Origin of the sequence: Actinocrispum sp. NPDC049592, from assembly GCF_040675465.1 — a bacterium.
Taxonomy (GTDB): domain Bacteria; phylum Actinomycetota; class Actinomycetes; order Mycobacteriales; family Pseudonocardiaceae; genus Kibdelosporangium.
This window is the reverse complement of sequence record NZ_JBFAPA010000002.1, coordinates 331426-348765: the sequence shown is the minus strand read 5'-3', so window position 1 is coordinate 348765 and position 17340 is coordinate 331426. Positions and strand designations below refer to the sequence as shown.

Annotated in this window: 17 protein-coding genes; 2 read left to right on the top strand and 15 right to left on the bottom strand. The window is 70.4% G+C overall.

Annotated features, from left to right (window positions below; genetic code table 11):
• Positions 1-58 precede the first annotated feature (58 nt).
• Genes pyrF through pyrR form a run of 7 tightly spaced genes read right to left on the bottom strand, consistent with a single transcriptional unit; the run spans position 59 to position 8638 of the window.
• The gene (pyrF, locus tag AB0J95_RS08230) at positions 59-895 is read right to left on the bottom strand and encodes an orotidine-5'-phosphate decarboxylase (protein WP_364754131.1); all 837 of its coding nucleotides are present in this window, start codon (positions 893-895) and stop codon (positions 59-61) included.
• Complete coding sequence (carB, locus tag AB0J95_RS08225; RefSeq protein WP_364754129.1) at positions 892-4221, bottom strand: carbamoyl-phosphate synthase large subunit; 3330 nt, start codon at positions 4219-4221, stop codon at positions 892-894. Before carB ends, pyrF begins: the two co-directional genes overlap by 4 nt.
• On the bottom strand, positions 4221-5354 hold the full coding sequence (gene carA / locus AB0J95_RS08220; RefSeq protein WP_364754126.1) for a glutamine-hydrolyzing carbamoyl-phosphate synthase small subunit: 1134 nt from the start codon (positions 5352-5354) through the stop codon (positions 4221-4223). Before carA ends, carB begins: the two co-directional genes overlap by 1 nt.
• On the bottom strand, positions 5351-5854 hold the full coding sequence (locus tag AB0J95_RS08215) for a transporter (RefSeq protein ID WP_364754123.1): 504 nt from the start codon (positions 5852-5854) through the stop codon (positions 5351-5353). Before AB0J95_RS08215 ends, carA begins: the two co-directional genes overlap by 4 nt.
• Positions 5851-7140, bottom strand: coding sequence for a dihydroorotase (locus AB0J95_RS08210; RefSeq protein WP_364754121.1), 1290 nt, complete (start codon positions 7138-7140; stop codon positions 5851-5853). The genes AB0J95_RS08215 and AB0J95_RS08210 overlap by 4 nt, the downstream gene beginning before the upstream one ends.
• The gene (locus AB0J95_RS08205) at positions 7137-8069 is read right to left on the bottom strand and encodes an aspartate carbamoyltransferase catalytic subunit (protein ID WP_364754118.1); all 933 of its coding nucleotides are present in this window, start codon (positions 8067-8069) and stop codon (positions 7137-7139) included. The genes AB0J95_RS08210 and AB0J95_RS08205 overlap by 4 nt, the downstream gene beginning before the upstream one ends.
• Positions 8066-8638 carry a bifunctional pyr operon transcriptional regulator/uracil phosphoribosyltransferase PyrR gene (gene pyrR, locus AB0J95_RS08200; RefSeq protein WP_364754115.1) on the bottom strand — a complete coding sequence of 191 codons (573 nt, stop codon included), beginning with the start codon at positions 8636-8638 and terminating at the stop codon, positions 8066-8068. The genes AB0J95_RS08205 and pyrR overlap by 4 nt, the downstream gene beginning before the upstream one ends.
• Before the next feature lie 264 nt (positions 8639-8902).
• On the opposite strand from pyrR, the gene AB0J95_RS08195 reads away from it, so the two are divergent.
• The gene (locus tag AB0J95_RS08195) at positions 8903-9391 is read left to right on the top strand and encodes a helix-turn-helix domain-containing protein (RefSeq protein WP_003096372.1); all 489 of its coding nucleotides are present in this window, start codon (positions 8903-8905) and stop codon (positions 9389-9391) included.
• Between the two features lie 135 nt (positions 9392-9526).
• Here AB0J95_RS08195 and AB0J95_RS08190 read toward each other — a convergent pair whose 3' ends face one another.
• The 4 genes from AB0J95_RS08190 to AB0J95_RS08175 form a co-directional block, all read right to left on the bottom strand.
• A complete protein-coding gene (locus tag AB0J95_RS08190) occupies positions 9527-10168 on the bottom strand; it encodes a hypothetical protein (RefSeq protein ID WP_364754113.1) in 642 nt (213 codons plus the stop codon).
• 61 nt (positions 10169-10229) lie between these two features.
• Positions 10230-10649 carry a transcription antitermination factor NusB gene (gene nusB / locus AB0J95_RS08185; protein WP_364754111.1) on the bottom strand — a complete coding sequence of 140 codons (420 nt, stop codon included), beginning with the start codon at positions 10647-10649 and terminating at the stop codon, positions 10230-10232.
• Between the two features lies 1 nt (position 10650).
• A complete protein-coding gene (gene efp, locus AB0J95_RS08180) occupies positions 10651-11217 on the bottom strand; it encodes an elongation factor P (RefSeq protein ID WP_364754108.1) in 567 nt (188 codons plus the stop codon).
• A 34-nt stretch (positions 11218-11251) separates the two neighbouring features.
• On the bottom strand, positions 11252-12361 hold the full coding sequence (locus tag AB0J95_RS08175; protein ID WP_364754105.1) for a Xaa-Pro peptidase family protein: 1110 nt from the start codon (positions 12359-12361) through the stop codon (positions 11252-11254).
• Positions 12362-12456: 95 nt separating this feature from the next.
• On the opposite strand from AB0J95_RS08175, the gene AB0J95_RS08170 reads away from it, so the two are divergent.
• Positions 12457-12873: a hypothetical protein gene (locus tag AB0J95_RS08170; protein WP_364754103.1), complete on the top strand. Its 417-nt coding sequence runs from the start codon at positions 12457-12459 to the stop codon at positions 12871-12873.
• Here the strand turns inward: AB0J95_RS08170 and AB0J95_RS08165 are convergent.
• The 4 genes from AB0J95_RS08165 to aroB are packed head-to-tail and all read right to left on the bottom strand — an operon-like array spanning position 12837 to position 16919.
• Positions 12837-14318 (bottom strand): beta-xylosidase, encoded by a 1482-nt coding sequence (locus AB0J95_RS08165; RefSeq protein WP_364754100.1) that lies wholly within the window; start codon positions 14316-14318, stop codon positions 12837-12839. The genes AB0J95_RS08170 and AB0J95_RS08165 overlap by 37 nt on opposite strands.
• Positions 14319-14368: 50 nt before the next feature.
• Positions 14369-15400, bottom strand: coding sequence for a GNAT family N-acetyltransferase (locus tag AB0J95_RS08160; protein ID WP_364754097.1), 1032 nt, complete (start codon positions 15398-15400; stop codon positions 14369-14371).
• The gene (gene aroQ, locus AB0J95_RS08155; RefSeq protein ID WP_364754095.1) at positions 15397-15822 is read right to left on the bottom strand and encodes a type II 3-dehydroquinate dehydratase; all 426 of its coding nucleotides are present in this window, start codon (positions 15820-15822) and stop codon (positions 15397-15399) included. Before aroQ ends, AB0J95_RS08160 begins: the two co-directional genes overlap by 4 nt.
• The gene (gene aroB / locus AB0J95_RS08150) at positions 15819-16919 is read right to left on the bottom strand and encodes a 3-dehydroquinate synthase (protein ID WP_364754092.1); all 1101 of its coding nucleotides are present in this window, start codon (positions 16917-16919) and stop codon (positions 15819-15821) included. The genes aroQ and aroB overlap by 4 nt, the downstream gene beginning before the upstream one ends.
• Positions 16920-17340 lie beyond the last annotated feature (421 nt).

The window sequence follows — 17340 nt, the reverse complement described above, 5'->3', positions numbered from 1 at the left end:
CCTCGGGTATCCCAGGACAACGTGGGTGGGCAATCCTGGCGGGATCACGCGTGGTACATCAGTGGTGACCCGTGGCAGACACGATCGCGTCACGGGTGCGCAATGCCTCACTACGCAGCGCGAAGACGTCCGGACCGGCCTGGAGCACCCCCCGGGAGCTGCTCGGAAGCACGTTACGCAGGGAGTTTCCGAAGAGTGTCCGCATATCGGACACCGTGCCACCCTGTGCCCCGAACCCCGGTGCGAGCACGGGTCCGTTGAGCCGGTCCAGGTCCACCGGCAGGTCGCCGACGGTCGCTCCGACCACAAGACCGATTCCCCCGATCGGGCGAACTCCGTCGTTGCGTTCGGACGCGGCGTCCACGACCGTCTGGGCGATGGTGCGTCCGCCGTTCACCGCGCGCTGTACGGCAGGTGCTTCTGGATTCGAGGTCAGGGCGAGGACGAAAACGCCCCGCCCGGACTTTTCCGCCGCGTCGAACGCGGGTTCCAGCGACCCGAAACCGAGGTACGGTGACACCGTTACGGCGTCCGCGGCGAGCGGCGAGCCGTCGGTCAGGTAGGCGTCCGCGTAGGCCGTCATGGTCGACCCGATGTCGCCGCGCTTGATGTCCAGCAGCACCAGCGCGCCGGCCTGCCGGGTCGCCTCGATGAGCCGCTCGAGCACCGCGACGCCCTTCGAGCCGTGCCGCTCGAAGAACGCCGACTGCGGCTTGATCACCGCGATCTCACCGCCGAACGCCTCCACGCAGGTCATCGCGAACCGCTCCAGCCCGCCGGGGTCGTCCGGCAGGCCCCAGGCCGCGAGCAGCCCGGGGTGCGGGTCGATGCCGACGCACAGCCGGCCGCGCCGGCCGACGACCTCGGTCAGCCTGGCCCCGAACGGCGCCCTCACGCGCCGGCCCTGTCGATCTTGGCCTTGAGCGCCTCCTGCAGGGCCTGCAACGGCCGGACGGTGATCTCGCCGCGGATCAGCGCCTCGATGCCCTGCACGGCCGCCGCCGCGCCCTGGATCGTTGTCACGCAAGGGATGTCCCGCGCGACCGCGGCGGTGCGGATCTCGTAGCCGTCCACCCGGGGGCCGCTGTTGCCGTACGGGGTGTTGATCACCATCTCCACCCCGCCGGACAGGATCAGCTCGACCGCGTTGCCCGTCTCGCCGTCCGCCTTCTCGAAGTGCTTGGGCACCACCGTGCAGGGGATCCCGTTGCGGCGCAGCACTTCCGCGGTTCCGGTGGTGGCCATGACCTCGAAGCCGAGGTCGGCCAGCCGCTTGACCGGGAAGATCATCGCGCGCTTGTCCCGGTTGGCCACCGAGACGAACACCCGGCCGGAGGTGGGCAGCGAGCCGTAGGACGCGGTCTGCGACTTGGCGAACGCCTTGCCGAACGAGGTGTCGATGCCCATCACCTCGCCGGTGGACTTCATCTCCGGGCCGAGCAGCGAGTCCACGCCCTGGCCCTCCGGCGTGCGGAACCGGTGGAACGGCAGCACGGCCTCCTTGACCGCGACCGCCGCGTCGGACGGCAGCTCGCCGCCGTCGCCGGTCGCGGGCAGCATGCCCTCGTCGCGCAACTGCTTGATGGTGGCGCCGAGCATGATCCGCGCGGCCGCCTTGGCCAGCGGCACCGCGGTCGCCTTGGACACGAACGGCACCGTGCGCGAGGCACGCGGGTTGGCCTCCAGCACGTAGAGCTGGTCGTCCTTGAGCGCGTACTGCACGTTGAGCAGGCCGCGCACGCCCACGCCCTTGGCGATCGCCTCGGTGGACCGGCGCACGTTGTCCAAGTCGGTGCGGCCCAACGTGATCGGCGGCAGCGCGCAGGACGAGTCGCCGGAGTGGATGCCGGCCTCCTCGATGTGCTCCATCACGCCGCCGATGAAGATCTCGTCGCCGTCGCACAGCGCGTCGACATCGATTTCGATGGCGTCGTCCAGGAACCGGTCGACCAGGACCGGGTGCTCGGGCGAGACCTCGGTGGCCCGGGCGATGTAGTCGGCCAGCGTGTCGTCGTCGTAAACGATTTCCATGCCGCGGCCACCGAGCACATAGGACGGCCGGACCAGCACCGGGTAGCCGATCTCGTCGGCGATCCGCTTTGCCCCTTCATAAGAGGTGGCGGTGCCGTAGCGCGGCGCGGGCAGCCCGGCGGAGGTCAGCACGTCGCCGAACGCGCCGCGGTCCTCGGCCAGGTGGATCGCCTCCGGCGGCGTGCCGACGACCGGAACGCCAGCGTTGGCAAGGCGTTGCGCCAGCCCGAGCGGGGTCTGGCCGCCGAGCTGCACGATCACCCCGGCGACCGTGCCGGACTGCTGCTCGGAGTGCACGACCTCCAGCACGTCCTCGAACGTCAGCGGCTCGAAGTACAGCCGGTCGGAGGTGTCGTAGTCGGTGGACACGGTCTCCGGGTTGCAGTTGACCATGACCGTCTCGTACCGGTCGTCGCGCAACGCCATCGCCGCGTGCACACAGGAGTAGTCGAACTCGATGCCCTGGCCGATCCGGTTCGGGCCGGAGCCCAGGATGAGCACCTTGGGCCGCTCGGTCTGCGCGGTCACCTCGGTCTCCGCGAACGGATCCAGCTCGTAGGCCGAGTAGTGGTACGGCGTCTTGGCGGCGAACTCGGCCGCGCAGGTGTCCACGGTCTTGAACACCGGCCGCACACCCAGCCGGTGGCGCAGGGTGCGGACTCCGTCCTCACCGGCCAGTTCCGGGCGCAGCGCGGCGATCTGCCGGTCGGACAGGCCGGCCCGTTTCGCCCGGCGCAACAAGGGTTCGTCGAGCACGGCGGCGGCCATGATCTCGGTGCGCAGCTCGACCAGGGACAGGATCTGGTCGACGAACCAGGGGTCGATGCCGGAGGCCTCGTGCACCTGCTCGACCGTCGCGCCCAGGCGCAGCGCGCGTTCCACTGTATAAAGGCGTCCGTCGTGACCCGCCCTCAGCTGCTCCAAAGTGGACTCGAGGGTCGCGCCGGCCGGATCGGCCGTGGTCCAGAACCCGGCCGCCTTGGTCTCCATCGACCGCAGCGCCTTGCCCAGCGCCTCGGTGAAGTTGCGGCCCAGCGACATCGCCTCGCCGACCGACTTCATCGTGGTGGTCAGCGTCTTGTCCGCGCCGGGGAACTTCTCGAAGGCGAACCGCGGCACCTTGACCACCACGTAGTCCAGGGTCGGCTCGAAGGACGCCGGGGTCTCGCCGGTGATGTCGTTGGGGATCTCGTCGAGCGTGTAGCCGATGGCCAGCTTGGCGGCGATCTTGGCGATCGGGAACCCGGTCGCCTTGGAGGCCAGCGCGGACGAGCGCGACACCCGCGGGTTCATCTCGATGACGACCATCCGGCCGTTCTCCGGGTTGATCGCGAACTGGATGTTGCAGCCACCCGTGTCCACGCCGACCGCGCGCAGCACGTCGATGCCCACATCGCGCATGTGCTGGTACTCGCGGTCGGTCAGGGTCATCGCCGGCGCGACGGTGACCGAGTCGCCGGTGTGCACGCCCATCGGGTCGATGTTCTCGATCGAGCAGACGACCACGACGTTGTCGCGCTTGTCCCGCATGAGCTCGAGCTCGTACTCCTTCCAGCCGAGCACGCTCTCCTCGATCAGCACCTCGGTGACCGGGGACTCGGCGAGCCCGACGGACGCGAGCCGCTCCAGCTCCTCGGGCGTGTGCGCCATGCCGGAACCCAGGCCGCCCATGGTGAACGACGGCCGGATCACCACCGGCAGGCCCAGCTCCGCGACGGTCTCGCGGACCTCGTCCATCGAGTGGCACACCCGCGAGCGCGGGGTCTCACCGCCGATCTGGGCGACGATGTCCTTGAACTTCTGCCGGTCCTCACCGCGCTGGATGGCGTCGATGTCCGCGCCGATCAGCTCCACGTTGTAGCGCTCCAGCACACCCCGCTCGTGCAGGGCGACCGCGGTGTTCAGCGCGGTCTGCCCGCCGAGGGTGGCCAGGATGGCGTCCGGCCGCTCGGCCGCGATCACCTTCTCCACGAACTCCGGCGTGATCGGCTCGATGTAGGTGGCGTCCGCGAACTCCGGGTCGGTCATGATCGTCGCGGGGTTGGAGTTGACCAGGCTGACGCGCAGGCCCTCCGCCCGCAGCACCCGGCAGGCCTGGGTGCCCGAGTAGTCGAACTCGCAGGCCTGGCCGATCACGATCGGCCCGGAGCCGATCACCAGGACGTGCTTGATGTCCGTCCGCTTGCCCATCAGCCCTTACCGCCACTCTTGTAGGCCGTGTCCATCAACGCGGCGAACTCGTCGAACAGAGGCGCCGCGTCATGCGGACCGGCCGCCGCCTCGGGGTGGTACTGCACGGAGAACGCCGGAACCTCCAGGCAGCGCAGGCCTTCGACGGTCCCGTCGTTCGGGCAGTAGTGACTGACCTCGGCCGCGCCGAACGGCGTGTCCAGCCGCTGCCCGGCCTCGCCTTCCAGCGCGAACCCGTGGTTCTGCGCGGTGATCGCGACCCGGCCGGTGGCCGCCTCGATCACCGGGACGTTGATGCCGCGGTGCCCGTACCGCATCTTGTAGGTGCCCATGCCCAGCGCGCGGCCGAGGATCTGGTTGCCGAAGCAGATCCCGAACAGCGGGACGCGCCGTTCGAGCACCGCCTTGGTCAGTTCGATGGCGTGTGCTTGGGTCTCCGGGTCACCAGGACCGTTGGCCAGGAAGACGCCATCGGGCTCGACCGCCAGCAGATCGTCCACAGTGGACCCGACCGGCATGACGTGCGTCTCGATCCCGCGCGCGGCCATCATCCTGGGCGTGTTGAACTTGATGCCCAGGTCGAGCGCGGCCACCCGGAACCGGCGGTCACCGTCGGCCGGGACGACATAGGTCTCGCCCGTGCTGACCGCGCCGGACAGGTCCGCGCCCTTCATCCGGGGGCTGGCCTGCACCTGGGCGACCATGCTGTCCACATCGGCCAGTCCATCGCCGGAGAACAGCCCGGCGCGCATGGCGCCCTGCTCGCGGATGTGCCGGGTGATCGTGCGGGTGTCCACCCCAGCGATCCCGACGATGCCCTGGTTGGTCAGCTCGTCGTCCAGCGAGCGGCGGGACCGCCAGTTCGACGGCACCCGCGCCGGGTCGCGCACGACGTACCCGGCGACGTGGATCTTCTTCGACTCGTCGTCCTCGTCGTTCCAGCCGGTGTTGCCGATCTGCGGAGCCGTCGCCACCACGATCTGGCCGTGGTAGGACGGGTCGGTCAGGGTCTCCTGATAGCCGGTCATCGCCGTGCAGAACACGACCTCGCCGAGGCTGACGCCGGTCGCGCCGTACGCCTCGCCCCGGAAGATCCGGCCGTCCTCGAGTACCAGTGCAGCGGGTGTGCTCACGCCGCCCCTCCCTTTGCCGCCAAGCCTTGCAGCGCTTCGACCCAGTCTGCGTAAACGTCCTTGTCATCACCGCGGAAGCCGGTGTCCAGCTCGTGCTCGCCGAGCCGCCAGCGGACCACGAGCAACCCGTCGCGGCCCATCACCTTGCCCGCGATCGCGCGGTCGGTGCGCGCACCGACCACCAAGGCCGCCGGGATCCAGACCCGGTCGGCGCCCTTGCGGTCGAACAGCACGCCGTCCGGGGTCAGGTGCACGGTCGCGGCCGCGCGGAACCCGATGTCCCCGATCGCCACCCGGTCCTGCCAGCTCGCCGCCGTCGTCGTGCTGATGTACACACCGGTCGCCGGTTCGAGCAGGTCGTCCCTGAGGTGCTCCGGCGGTTGCGGGAACTCCGGCAGCACCGCGTCCTGCCGCTTCGCGCGGTTGCGGTAGCCCCACCACATGGCGAGCAGGCACAGCAGGAAGAACACCACGATCGCCAGGGTCAGCACGATTCTCATGCCGTCTCCCCCTGTGCCGCGTTCCTTTGGGCCGTGACCTTGCCGCGCAGCAACGTGGTCCGCACGACCCCGGGCAGTTCCATGCCCTCGTACGGGGTGTTGGCCGCGAGGCTGGCCAGCTCCGCACCGCGGACCGTCCACTTCGCACCGGGGTCGACCAGCGCGAGGTTGGCCGGTTCGCCGACCGCGATCGGGCGGCCCTGGTCGGGCAGTCCGGCGATCTCGGCGGGCCGTTCGCTCATCACCCGCGCGACCCCGCGCCAGTCCAGCAGACCCGGCCGCACCATCGTCTGGATCACCACGGACAGCGCGGTCTGCAGGCCGAGCATGCCCGGTCGGGCCGCCGACCACTCGCAGTCCTTGTCCTGCGGCGCGTGCGGGGCGTGGTCCGTGGCGACGCAGTCGATCACGCCTTCGGCCAGCGCCTCGCGCAGCGCCTTGGTGTCCGCCGCGGTGCGCAGCGGCGGGTTGACCTTGTTGACCGGGTCGTAGGTGGCCAGGCGGTCGTCGTCGAGCAGCAGGTGGTGCGGGGTGACCTCGGCGGACACCTGGGTGCCCCGAGCCTTGGCCCAGCGCAGCACGTCCGCCGTGCCCGAAGTGGACACGTGGCAGACGTGCAGGCGGCCGCCGACCTGGCCGGCCAGCAGGCAGTCCCTGGCCACGATCGCCTCTTCGGCCGCGGCGGGCCAGCCGGCCAGCCCGAGCCGGGCCGCGGCCGCGCCCTCGTGGGCCTGCGCCCCGACGGTCAGCCTCGGCTCCTCGGCGTGCTGGGCCAGCAGGACGTCCAGGCCCTTCGCGTACTCCAGCGCCCGGCGCATGATCAACGGGTCGGCCACGCACATGCCGTCGTCGGAGAAGATCCGGACGTTCGCCGCGCTGCGGGCCATCGCGCCCAGCTCGGCCAGCCGCTCGCCCTTCAGGCCCAGGGTGACCGCGCCGATCGGGTGCACGTCGACCAGGCCGACCTCGCGGCCGCGCCGCCAGACGTGCTCGACGACCACCGGGTTGTCGGCCACCGGGTCGGTGTTGGCCATCGCGAAGACGGCCGTGTACCCGCCGAGCGCGGCCGCCCTGGAGCCGGTCTCGACGGTCTCGGTGTCCTCGCGGCCGGGTTCCCGCAGGTGGGTGTGCAGGTCGACGAACCCGGGCAGCGCGATCAGGCCGCTCGCGTCGATCACGTCGTCGTGCTCGCCCAGACTGCCAATTTCCACGATCTGGCCGTCCTCGACGAGCAGATCGACGGGGTCACCTTCGCCGTATGGCACGGCGCCACGGATCAGCGTCATGCGACTTCTTCCTCTCCGGCGAGCAGGTGGTACAGCACGGCCATCCGGACGTGCACGCCATTGCGGACCTGGTCGGTGATCGCGGCGCGCGGCGAGTCGGCGACCGCGGACGCGATCTCCATGCCGCGCAGCATCGGTCCGGGATGCAGCACGACAGCGTGGTCGGGGAGCAGGCGCAGGCGCGCCTCCGACAGACCGTATGCGATGGAGTACTCCCGCGCAGAGGGGAAGAAACCGCCGTGCATCCGTTCGGCCTGGACGCGCAACATCATCACGGCGTCCACAGCGGACAGTTCGGCGTCCAGCTCGTGCGAAACGCTTACCGGCCAACGCTCCACGCCGGCAGGCAGCAGTGTGGGCGGCGCCACCAGGGTGACCTCGGCGCCCAGGGCAGTGAGCAAGTGCACATTGGACCGAGCCACCCGGCTGTGCAGCACGTCACCCACGATGGCCACCCGGCGGCCGTTGAGCCCGCCGAGGCGTTCCCGCAGGGTGGCCGCGTCCAGCAGCGCCTGCGTGGGGTGCTCGTGCATGCCGTCGCCGGCGTTCACGACGGAGGTGTGCGTGTGCTTGAGCCACTCGGCGAGCCGGTGCGCGGCCCCGGAAGCGGGGTGCCGCACGATCACGCAGTCGGCGCCCGCGGCCTGCAGGGTCAGCGCGGTGTCCCGCAGTGACTCGCCCTTGCTGACCGAGGAGCCGCTGGACGAGACGTTGATGACGTCCGCGCTCATCCACTTGCCGGCGATCTCGAACGAGACGCGGGTGCGGGTGGAGTTCTCGTAGAACATCGTGATGACCGTGCGGCCGCGCAGGGTCGGCAGTTTGCGGACCTCGCGGCCCAGCAACGCCTGTTTCAACGCATCGGCCGTGTCCAGGATCTGGGTGGCCGCGTCGGCGGCGATCGCCTCGCAGCTGAGCAGGTGCCTCATCCGACCAGCTCCACCGCGTCGTGGCCGTCGAGTTCGGACAGCAGCACCTTGATCTCCTCCGACCGGGACGTCGGCACGTTCTTGCCCACGTAGTCCGCGCGGATCGGCAGCTCCCGGTGGCCGCGGTCGATCAGCACGGCCAGCTGGACCGCTCGCGGGCGGCCATGGTCACGCAGCGCATCCAAGGCGGCACGCACCGTCCGGCCGGAATAGAGGACGTCGTCGACGAGGATCACCAGCCGGTCCTCGATACCGCCATCCGGCAGAGCGGTGGGCTCCAGCGGGCGGTTGGGGCGGCGGCGCAGGTCGTCGCGGTAAAGCGTGACGTCAAGCACGCCTACCGGGACAGTGACTCCGCTGAATTCCGCAATGCGGGCTGCCAGACGCGCGGCCAGCGGTGCGCCCCTCGTCGGAATGCCGATCAGCACGACCGGAGCAGCAGCCGGAGCACCGAGAGTCGTCTTTTCGATGACCTGATGGGCCATTCGGGCGACGGTACGCGCGACGTCCCCGGCCGACAGCAGCTCACGCCGCCCGCCGGAGTCCGCCGCGCCACGAGTTCGCGGCACGGACTTGGACCTCCTTCCCCGCCTCGCCGGACGGGTCGTTAAAGGATGTCGAGGACCCCCATTACCAGGGTCATCAGGCACGCTACCAGGGAACGGCAGTAGACCTTCCGGGTGGTGTTCGCGAGGTTCGGGCTACGGCAACAGTGGGATGTGCTTGACCTGGTGGCCACGGCAAGTAACCATTACTCTGCGTATTGATCTCAAGCGAGGACCCGTCGGCACTCCTTCCCGGCCGCCGGGGTGAATGAAATGGAGAACCGCCACATGGGCGATTACGCCAAGGCGCTAGGGGCCAAGCTCCGTGGCATCCGCCAGCAGCAAGGCCTGTCGTTGCACGGCGTCGAGCAGAAGTCCGGCGGCCGCTGGAAGGCAGTCGTCGTCGGCTCCTACGAGCGCGGCGACCGTGCGGTGACCGTGCAGAAGCTGGCCGAGCTGGCCGACTTCTACGGGGTCCCGGTGGTTGAGCTCCTGCCAGAGGGAAGGGTCCCCTCCGGTGCCGAGCCAGCCACCAAGATCGTGATCAACCTGGAGCGGCTGCAGCAGCTGCCGGCCGAGAAGGTCGGACCGCTGGCGCGTTACGCGGCCACCATCCAGAGTCAGCGAGGCGACTACAACGGCAAGGTGCTGTCCATCCGGACCGAGGACCTGCGGTCGCTCGCCATCATCTACGACATGACCCCGGGTGAGCTGACCGAGCAGCTCATCGACTGGGGCGTGCTGCCGCCCGAGGCACGCCCATCCAAAGAGGACTGACGTCCAGAGGGGGACGGAAGTTCGAACGACCCCGGCTGCGCGTCTGGGGGTCCGCCCGAACGGTGGCGCGCAGCCGGTCGGCGTTGGTGTGGGGCCAACGCCGGCACCTTCCTCAGCGCTGCGCTCCTGCGGCGCTCAGCTTCTCGCGGCGAACCGAATCGTGACGCCGTGATCCTCGGGCACCACCCAGCACACACGCGCGCCATCCACGGCCATCGCCACAAACGCGCGCCCCTCCACCACCTCCGCCACCCTGGGCCACTCCCCCAGCCGCACCCGCGCCCACGGCAGCGCCTGCTCGGCCGCCCCGGCAGTGCTGATCAGGAACTCACCATCGGCGGTGGACAAACCCCGCTCCCGGGCCAGCCGCAGCCAGGCTGCGTCGACCGCGATGTCGACGACCTCGGCGATCTCGCCATCCCGCCGCCGTTCCCAGGCCACCGCCGGAGCCACCACGTCATCGACCGTCCCCAGTGCAATGAGCCCGGCCCGGCGCAGCAGCTCCCCGCGTTCCCCTTGGACCGCGCTCATCAACCGAGCCAGCCAGTCCTCGAAATCCTCCTGGCCGTACAGCCATTCGCGATCGGTGGTGGGCGCATCGGCCCCGGCCAGCGCCTGCAACGCATCCCACGCTGGCCAGTCCGTGACCTCCTGGTCGTCCGGCATGTACCGCTCGGCCCAGCTCGCGATGGCGTCCCGGTTGCCATGCCCCTCGACCAGCGCTCGCAGGTGCCCGAAGACCTCGTCCCGGGACGGAAACTCAGATCGGTGCGGCATAGGAAGTCCGGTAGTCGGCGACACACCGCGAGGCGGTTCCCCAGCTCGCCTCGAAGCCGGCCTACAGGGTGGCGCGGAGGCGGTCGGCGATGGTGGCGATGCGGCCGAGCAGGCCGTTGACGAACCGCGGTGAGTCGTCGGTGGACAGCATCTTGGCGAGCTGCACGGCCTCGTCGATGGCGACGGGGTCGGGGACGTCCGCGGCCCACAGCAGCTCGTAGAGGCCCAGCCGCAGCACGGCGAGGTCCACCGCGGGCATCCGGTCGAGGGTCCAGCCCTCCGAGTGCTCGGCGAGCAGCTCGTCGATCCGGGACAGGTGTGCCTGGACGCCCTCGACCAGCGTGACCGTGTAGTCGTTCACCGGCGGCACGTCCGGCGAGCCCACCCGGTCGGCGAGCAAGGTCACCGGGTCCACGTTGCGCAGCTGGGCCTCGAACAGCAGGTCGACCGCGCGTTTGCGTGCCTTGCTCCGTGCGCCCATCTCAGCTGGAGACGCGGCCGAGGTAGCGGCCGTCGCGGGTGTCGACCTTGACCTTCTCACCCGTCGACAGGAACAGCGGCACCTGGATCTCCGCGCCCGTCTCGAGCACCGCGGGCTTGGTGCCACCGGTGGACCGGTCGCCCTGCAGGCCCGGGTCGGTGTGCTGGATGACCAGCTCGAGGGAGGTCGGCAGCTCGACGTAGAGCGGCACGCCCTCGTGCGTGGCGACGACGACCTCGGTGTTCTCCAGCAGGTAGTTCGCGCCGTCGCCGACGACGTCGCGGCTGACCGAGATCTGGTCGAAGGTCTCGCCGTCCATGAACACGAAGTCCGTGCCGTCGGCGTACAGGTAGGTCATCGAGCGGCGGTCGACGGTCGCGGTCTCCACCTTGGTGCCCGCGTTGAACGTCTTGTCGACGACCTTGCCGGACAGCACGTGCTTGAGCGTGGTCCGGACGAACGCCGGGCCCTTGCCGGGCTTGACGTGCTGGAACGACACAACCGTCCACAACTGGCCCTCGAGGTTGAGGACCAGGCCGTTCTTCAGGTCGTTGGTGGTGGTGGCCACGAGTTCGCTTCTCCTACTAACAGCGGCCGTGTGGTCACACGACCATGAGTTGCTTGGTGGTCAGGGTGAGGAGCTCGGGACCGGCCTCCCGCACGACGAGCGTGTCCTCGATACGGACACCGCCCCGCCCGGCCAGGTACACGCCAGGCTCCACGGTGACCGCCATGCCGGCCGAAAGTGTACCTTCACCGGTCTTGGCGAGGCTCGGCGCCTCGTGAATGCGCAGGCCCACGCCGTGCCCGAGGCCGTGCAGGAAGTTCTCGCCGTGCCCGGCGCGCTCGATGACGTCGCGGGAGGCTGCGTCGATGTCCTTCACGTCCGCGCCCGGCATGAGCGCGGCCCGCCCGGCGGCCTGCGAAGCGGCGACCAGCTCGTAGATCTCGCGCTGCCAGTCCGCGGGGTTGCCCAGCACCAGCGTTCGGGTCATGTCCGAGTGGTAGCCGTCGACCAGGGCGCCGAAGTCGAGCTTGACGAAGTCACCGGCCTGCAGCACGGCCTCGGTCGGCCGGTGGTGCGGGATAGCCGAGTGCACGCCGGCCGCGACGATGGTCTCGAACGACTTGTCCGCGGCGCCGTTCTCCAGCATCCGGTTCTCCAGGTCGCGCGCGACCTCCTTCTCGGAGCGCCCGGGCCGCAGGCCGCCGTGCTCCAGCAGGTCGGCCAGCGCGCGGTCGGCCGCGGCACAGGCCATCCGCAGCGCCTCGATCTCGATGTCGTCCTTGACGATCCGCAGCGTCTCCACCATGCCCGGGGCACGCACCAGCTCGATACCCGCCGCCGCCTCGGCCAGGCCGTCCAGCGCCTCGACCGTCACGTGCTGGCTCTCGTAGCCGGTCCGCCGGAACTGACCGGGGTCCTTGGCGACGCGGGCCGCCAGCGCCACGGCGCTGTTGCGGTCGATGATCCGCTCGAGGTCGGGCACCTGCTCGCTGGACTGGGTCAGATAGCGGCCGTCGGTGCAGAACACGGTGTTCTTCTCCGAACCGGGCGCGTCCGCGGCGTGCACCACGAGGGCGGCGTTGGAGCCGGTGAAGCCGGTGAGGTACCTGATGTTGAGCAGGTCGACCACAAGCACCGCGTCCAGCCCCCGGTCACGGAGCTGGGCACGGAGCGCTTCACGGCGGCGAGGGAAGACGTCAGACATGCTCAGCAGCCTAGTGGCCTGCACATACCCCGACGCCAGGCTTGCCAGCGCCCGGGCAACCCACCTGGGTTGTGCCGATGTCTTACTGTGTGACAGTGCGATTCTGGCTGATCCGCGGTGGGGTGCTGGCGTTCGTCCTGGCCGGGGCGGATGTGGGACTGGCCGCGGTCGCCGTGCACAACAGCGACATCACCGTGCTGCGGTCGATCGTGCTCGGCGTGGTGGCCGGGCTGGCGGCGCTGTGGGCGGCCGCGGACGGCTGGCACCAGACCCTCGACCGGGGCCGTGGCTGGGTGATCGCCGCGATCATCGCCGGGTTCGCCTCGGGCGTGCTGCGGGTGATCGGCAAGGCGATCTTCGTGGACGAGACCGGGCTGAGCTCGCTCGGCAGCGCGCTCACCGGCGACGCCGCGTTCGGCGCGTTGCTCGTCCTGGTGCCCGCCGGGCTGGGCCTGCTGGTCGGTTCCCGGATCGGTCAGCGCGACACGGCCAAGGCCGGACCGGCCGAGTAGGAGTCCCAGGTCGCGTTGAGGATGTCGGCGACCTCGGAGGAGTTCGCCTGCGCCACCGCCGGTGACCCGATCGGGTAAACCTTGCCGTCCAACAGGAACCCGACGCCACGATCCTGAGCGCGCACCGCCTGGGCGCCCGCGGGGATGTGCTCGGCGATCTCCACGCCGTTGAGGCCGGTGGGCCGGTCCGCGATGACGGTGGCGCCGAGCGCCTGCGCCACGGACTTGCGGTCGATCCGGAACACCTTGCCGCCGAGCACCAGGTCCAGCGTCCGCTGCGGCGACGGGACCGCGAAGCCGTTCAGCACCGCCAGCGCGGACGTGCGCTCGGCGCAGCCGCCGACATCCTTGAGGTCGATGCCGAAATGCTGGAGGTCGGTGGGCTGCGCGGGGTTGCGGGTCGCGCGGACCAGGTCGATCTGCACGCGTCCGCACGGGTCGGCGCCGTTCACCAGAGCGTGCCCGTCGGGCGAACGTAACAAGCCAGGCCCCTCCGCCCACGGTCCGGCGATCAGCACGGACTGGTACGGGTTGGCGGTGAAGTTCTTGTCCCAGAAGGTGATCGTCGTGCCTTCGACCGTCTCGTGGGCGATGGCGAACGCCTGCATCGCGTCCACCCACATCCAGTCCGCGCTGAACGCGTCCACGATGTGCCGGTCACGCCCCATCCCGGGGTGAAAACCCTTGGCGCCCAACGACTCCACGCCACTGGCGAACGCCGCATCGCGCGAGCGCAGGACGAACTGACCGGCGCCGTTGCCAAGCGCGCCACGGCCGTTGGTGTCGGTGAACATCAGGTAGAACCAGCCGTCGAGGTACACCGCGGATGGCTGGCCAGCGCCGTAAGCGTTGGCACGGTTCACTTCAAAGGATGACGTCACGATCGGCTGGCCACCGTTGGCACGCGTCCAGTTCACCCCATCGGGGCTGACAGCCAAACCGATTCCGTTGCCCGCACCGTGATCCGAGGGCGCGCCCGTGTAGTACAGGTAGTACGTACCGTTGACTCGTAGCACTGACGGGTCGCACGTGTGCCTGCCGTCGAACCCGCTACCGCCACCGCCGAACACGGCACGCGCCGCGCTGAACGGGCCCGCAGCGGTCGGGCCTTCGGAGTAGACGATGTCGTCACCGGGCGGCGGGGCGCTTACCAGCTGGCTACACCACCACATCCGCACGCGGCCACCGTCGGCCATCAGCGAGGGCGCGTAGTTGTACTGGGCGTTCTCCCCCGCCGCGGCCACCACCGCACCCTCGGCGCGGTAGGCGTCGGTGAGCAGCGGCCGGGCACCGGGCTGGTCGTGGCGGTTGGGCGGGGACACGCCGCCCAGCGCCGCCGGGGCCGGGGCGGGCTCGGCCGCGGGTTCGGTCTCGGTGTGCACGAGGGCGACCAGGACCATGATCAGGGCGATCGCCGCCGTCAGCACCTCCAGCACCCGACGCACTCATCGCCCCTTCCTTCACCCATTCAGGGGACAAGTGTAGGGAAGGCGGGTCAGCGGGCCGCCGCTCTGGGCAGGGCAACGTAGACGCGATGCGGGCCACCGTAGTGGTGACCTGCGCCGACGCTGAGGAAACCGAGCCGCTCGGCCAGCCGGTGGCTGGCCTCGTTGCGTTCGTGCACCAACGCCCACACAGCGGGCAATCGCAACGTGTACAAGCCGTAGTCCCGCAAGGCGGTGGCGGCCTCGGTGGCCAGTCCCCGGCCCTGGTGGTCGACGCCCAGGTACCAGCCGATCTCCGCGAGGCTCGACGGCAGTTCGCGGGACGGCCGCAGGTGACCGACGCCGACCAGGATGTCGTCCTCGATGAACGCCCAGTGCCCCAGCCCGGGCGGGCCGTCGTAGCCGAACCGGCGCTCGGTCATCTCCTCGGCGAACCCGCCCGCGGCCCGCTCCGGGGGCACGAAGTCGACGATCTGCGAGTGTTCGAAGACCTCACGGACGTCCGCGCGGTCCTCCGGGCGCAGCGGGCGGATCAGCAGGCGTTCGGTGCGCAGGGCCGGTTTCGGTTCGGTCGCGGCGGGCGCCTCCGGCAGCAGGACGTGCAGCTTCGCCACGCCTTCGGCGTACTGCACGCCCGCCACCGGCTCGAACCCGAGCCCGGCGGCCAGCCGGTTGCTCGGCTCGTTGTCCTCGTGGATCAGCGCCCAGATCGCGGGCAGGCCGAGCGTGCGCATCCCGTGGTCCAGCACGGTTTTCAGCGCCTCGGTGGCATACCCCTGGCCGGTGTGCGCGCGGTCGACGAACCAGCCGGCCTCCACCTGGCGGCCGGGCAGCCGGCTGGACCGCGCCAGCCGGACGAGGCCGATCGCGGCGCCGTTGAGGTCGAGCACCCAGGTTCCGGTGCCGTCCGAGCCGTCCAGGCCCAGCCAGCGCTCGAAACTGGCCACCGCGGTGACCGGGTCGGACATGTCGTTGGGCAGGTACCGGCTGGACTCGGGGTCGGCGAAGATCTTCACCACCGCGTCCCGGTCCCCGGCGCGCAGCGGGCGCAGGGCGAGCCGGTGTGTGTCGAAAGCGGTCATTTCTCGGCGAGCCAGCGCAGAGCCAGCTGGTATCCCTTCACTCCGAGGCCGACCAGTACGCCGCTGGCGACGGCGGAGATGTAGCTGTGGTGCCGGAAGTCCTCGCGCTTGTGCACGTTGGAGATGTGCACCTCGACCAGCGGGGCGTTGAGCTGCGCGCAGGCGTCGGCGATCGCGATCGAGTAGTGGGTCCACGCGCCCGCGTTGAGCACGACCGGCCAGCGCTGGTCGGCGGCCTCGTGCAGCCAGCCGATCATCTCGCCCTCGTGGTCGGTCTGCCGGACCTCGACTTCCAGGCCCAGCTCCGCACCGGTGTCCTGGCACATCTCGACCAGGTCGGCGTGCGTGGTGTGGCCGTACACCTCGGGTTCGCGGGTGCCGAGCCGGCCGAGGTTGGGTCCGTTGAGGACGAGGACCTTCACAGCAGCACGCCTCCGTTGGTGGGTTCGGCGGCCACCGCCGAGTAGGCGGCGGCCAGCAGGGCCGGGTCGGGGCCCTCCAGGCGGCCGGGTTTGGCCAGGCCGTCCAGCACGACGAAGCGCAGCATCCCCGACCGGGTCTTCTTGTCGTTGCGCATGCCGTCCATCAGCTGCGGCAACGCGTCCGCGTCGTAGCGCGTCGGCAGCCCCACGGACTCCAGGACGTCGCGGTGCCGCTCGGCGGTGGCGTCGTCGAGGCGCCCGGCCAGCCGCGCCAGTTCGGCGACGAACACCATACCGACGCTGATCGCCGCGCCGTGGCGCCAGCGGTAGCGCTCGCGGCGTTCGATCGCGTGGCCGAGGGTGTGGCCGTAGTTGAGGATCTCGCGCAGGCCGGACTCCTTGAGGTCCTCGCCGACGACGTTGGCCTTGATCTGGATCTTGCGCGCGACCAGCTCGGCGATGACGTCGCCCTCAGGGTCGAGGGCCTGCTTGGGGCCGGCCTCGATCAGCTCGAGGATGCGCGGGTCGGCGATGAAGCCGCCCTTGATCACCTCGGCCATGCCGGCGACAAGCTCGTTGGGCGGCAGCGTGGTGAGCGTGGCGAGGTCTACCAGGACGGCCTTGGGTTCGTGGAAGACACCGACGAGGTTCTTGCCCGCGTCGGTGTTGATCCCCGTCTTGCCGCCGACCGCGGCGTCCACCATGCCGAGCAGCGTGGTGGGCACGTTGACCAGCTTCACGCCCCGCAGCCAGGTGGCGGCGACGAACCCGGCCAGGTCGGTGACCGCCCCGCCGCCGAGCCCCACGATCGCGCCCTGCCGGTCCAGCCCCATCCGCCCGAGCACATCCCAGCAGAACCCAGCCACCGCAAGGGCTTTGCCGTCCTCAGCGTCCGGGATCTCCACCGTGTGCGCGTTGACCCCCGCGGCTTTCATCTCGTCCTGCGCGGCCTTGGCGGTCGCCGCCAGGGTCGCGGTGTGGATGATCGCGACCTTCGACGCACCCGCCACCTGCTCGACCAGATCCCCCAGCAGGCCGCGCCCGACGATCACCTCGTACGGCTGTTGCGTGGCCACCGCGATACGCACCGGCTCCATCTGCCCAGCATGTCAGGCCACCCCCACCCCCTCACCCCGGCCCCCCACACACTCAGACACCCACCCAGGCCACTCGGCGCCCCCCTGCGCAGCACCCACCAGCCCGCCACGGGACGGCGCACAACTGGTGGCCCCACCACCGGACAACCATCGCCAGCCACGCACTGCCCCACCAGGTGTCTGGCGACCAGCGCACGGCCCGCACCTGCCGCCGCCAGCCCAAGGCACACAGCTTCACGGCAGCCAGCCGGACACCGACAGCCTCGATCGCCACCAGCCCGGCTAGGGCCCCTTTCGGCATAGGCCTGCGATTCGGGGCCACTGCCGCCACTCGGCCACCGTGGACGCAGCAAGCCCTCCCACATGCCGCGAGCCATCGGCGCCAGCCATCGGCGCCAGCCATCGGCGCCAGCCATCGGCG